The sequence below is a fragment of the Parcubacteria group bacterium CG10_big_fil_rev_8_21_14_0_10_36_14 genome (assembly GCA_002772895.1).
GTDB lineage: Bacteria > Patescibacteriota > Patescibacteriia.
In genome coordinates, this window is sequence record PFCS01000041.1 from 6,518 (window position 1) to 9,772 (window position 3,255).

General features: G+C 33.4%; 3 protein-coding genes. All 3 read left to right on the forward strand.

Annotation, left to right across the window (positions count from 1 at the left end; all coding sequences use genetic code 11):
• Positions 1-116 precede the first annotated feature (116 nt).
• Positions 117-1,211, forward strand: coding sequence for a hypothetical protein (locus COU51_03065; protein ID PIR66607.1), 1,095 nt, complete (start codon positions 117-119; stop codon positions 1,209-1,211).
• A 14-nt stretch (positions 1,212-1,225) separates the two neighbouring features.
• Positions 1,226-1,621 (forward strand): hypothetical protein, encoded by a 396-nt coding sequence (locus COU51_03070; protein PIR66608.1) that lies wholly within the window; start codon positions 1,226-1,228, stop codon positions 1,619-1,621.
• Between the two features lie 6 nt (positions 1,622-1,627).
• The coding region (locus COU51_03075; GenBank protein PIR66609.1) for a hypothetical protein at positions 1,628-3,255 on the forward strand (1,628 nt) is incomplete at its 3' end.

The window sequence follows — 3,255 nt, forward strand, 5'->3', positions numbered from 1 at the left end:
CATAAATATATATTCGCTAAAGAAAATGTTAGAAGAAATAATAAATTGATAAACTTTCTTTAAATATATAAAAAATGATATAATATAACTAATTAAGAATTAATAAAAAAAATTATATGGCTAAGAAAACAAAAAAAACTAACAAACTAAATAACATTTTAATGATTATAAAACAGAATAAATTATTGTTCACGATTTATTCTATAGCTGTTTTTATAATTTTAATTATAATGGATTATTGGGCAGGTTTTTTTAAGCTCTCTCTAGAATTAACGCCTTTTATTGACAACCATACACAGTATTTGCATCTTTTACCCTTTATAAATTTAAATCCCGTAACGATAAATTTTAATGGCTATACGTCTATATCTAATTTAACATGGGGGGGATTCGTAATTTATTGTCTCTCAATGATTTTGACTAGTTTAATAATCGGTCTGCTATTAACATGGTTTACCATTAAATTGGAAAAGAAATTTAATTCAAAAAAGAAACCTTTTATATTGGTGTTTGTTCCATTTTTTGCCCTTTCTCTATCAGTCGCCGGTTTATCGGCGGATATAAAAAGTCACAACGTAAGCTGGATACCTGAAAAAATAACACAAACTGTTTTTACAGGAACAACCAATGTCTTAAATGCTCAACTTGTTACTAAAGAGGATTTAGAAAATATAAGCTTAGAAGCAACTCCAGGATTAGAAAATTTTTTAATAATTATACCAAGCTCCTTTCAAAAAATAGAAAAAAATCACATTACCGACATCAAGCTTTTAGTTACTGTGCCAGCCAATGCTAAAATAGGTGAGTATGGTGGCACTATTCATATAAAATCAATAGACAAATCAAAAAGAACCTACCCCCAAACACTGAAAGTTAATTTGAGTGTTGAGGAGCCGACGGCGGATTATATACCAAACAATATCACCCTGCCGACGGCGGATAGAATTGCAGAAGATCCAGCTATCGGACAGAACTATATTAAAGATGAGATTATTGTAAAATTTATTGATGGCACAAGTGAAGCTGAAATAAAACAAGCTGTACAAGATATCGGCGGAGTTTTCATTGGTTTTTTAAAAGATTTAGAAATATATCAAATACAGGTTAATGCTATTGATTTCAGCGAACTTGACCAAAAAATAGCTCAACTTGAACAAAATAGTATCGTTGATTTTGCAGGTAGGCAGATAATAACAATTCCTAATTTATAATTAAACTCAAACGTATGAAATTAAAAAATACTTTAAACAATAAAGAAGCAAAAAGGTTAATAATAAATATATTGGTGGTTTTAGTTTTGTTTTATTTAACTTTTTATTTAACAAAAACTTTTTTCTATAATGTTGCATTTTGGCTGACACCTCATACTTTTAACATTATACCGTGCCTCGGTTATTATGAAAGTTTTGGTAAAACTATTTATTGCAATGAGAGTCCAAGTAATTATACTTATATATTATTTTATTCTTTTTATGGCATAATATTATTTTTATATAGTTTAATTGTGGGATCGTTGGCTAAATTAAAACATAAAATATTCGGAAGGACAGTTTTTTATTCAATATTTAGCGGAACCGTAATCGCTTTAGCAATTAAATTTTTACAAATTCTTTTTAAATAAGTTTTTATGAAATATAAAATTACTTTATTAGTACCATTTATATTTATAGTTTTTGTTTCATCTATTACTGCGGCTATTTTATTGCCCAATGATCCTCTTTTTGATTCATGGAACGAGAGTATTCCTGAGGGAAATAATTGGGGGCAGGAATTTATTAGATTAGCATCAGCATGGAGTTTAGAAACCGGTACCTATCCGATTGCGGTAGTAGATGGCGGATTTAATATAGCTCATGAAGATTTAAAAGGTAATATAGATTTTTATAATTCAGACCAACTTGATTTTTTAGAAAATAAAAAACAAGACGACAACGCACACGGTACGCATGTTGCTGGCATAATCGGCGCTAATGGTAATAGTGGTATTGGTATAGCGGGCATAGAATGGAAGCCCAATTTACGACTTTATAACTATACTTTTGCATCGAGTGCTTCAATATTTAATTCAAAACGTAATTCTAATTCTTTGTCTATAGTGAGCATGATTAGATCTGCTATAGACAAAGGGGCTAAGGTAATAAATTTAAGCGCCGGCTATTGTTTAGAAACAAACGAAGAATGTGCTAAAACACCCAATAAGGCTCGAGCAGAGGATTTGGACATTTTTGATCATTTTTTTAAAGCCATTTATAAATTAGCCAAAGAAAGAAATCGCGATATATTATTTATAGTTGCAGCAGGGAATAATAGTGATAAAATCGAAACTGTTTCACCTGCACGAACAACCTTAGAGTTAGAAAGTGTTTTAGCTGTTGCAAATATTAAAATAGACGGCAGTCTATCCTCTTCATCTAATTACAGTGCTACAAACACAGTAGCCGCTCCGGGTACAAATATATATAGTACTCTCCCGAACAACCAATATGGTTATATGTCTGGCACATCAGTTGCCGCGCCGTTTGTTTCAGGTTTGGCGGGTTTAATATGGTCTCGTGCAGAAGAACTGGGAAAAACTTTAACTGCGGCGGAAGTAAAGGATTTAATCGTCCAGGGTGCAAAAAAAGGCGGGAAGTATGCAGAAGGTCCTGATGGAGTAAAAATCCCAATCATCAATGCTTATGAATCATTGAAGTTGTTAGAGCCCGCGTCTTGCGGAGACGGGATAATAAATGGCACAGAACAATGCGACGGCTCAGAGCTTGGCGAAGCAACTTGCAATAGTATAATGGGAGAATCGTTTGTTGGCAGTTTATCTTGCAATTCAAGTTGTAATTATGACACTTCCGGATGTTATGTGCCGGAGCCATCGTCTTCTGTTTCCTGGGGAGCTTTTGGAGGCAATGCGTCGCGCAACGGACAAAGCGAATATATAGGACCGCAAAACAATGCTATAAAATGGCAAAATAGCGAAGTAAGCAATTGGCAAATGCCTTTCTTCGGAATTGTGCCCCTGGTTGGAAAAGATAATACAGTTTATCTTGCAAACCAAAACCAAGGCAAGCTATTTGGGCTAAATGCAACAACCGGCGCCACAGAATGGTCGTTCCCTTCAAATGATAGTTTGGGGACGGCTCTTTCACTGCCCGCCATATCTTCTGACGGAAATATATACATTGGCTCTGATACGGGAAATTTTTATGCTATAAATACAAATGGCACTGAAAAATGGCGCTATACAATAAATCCTTTGCAACA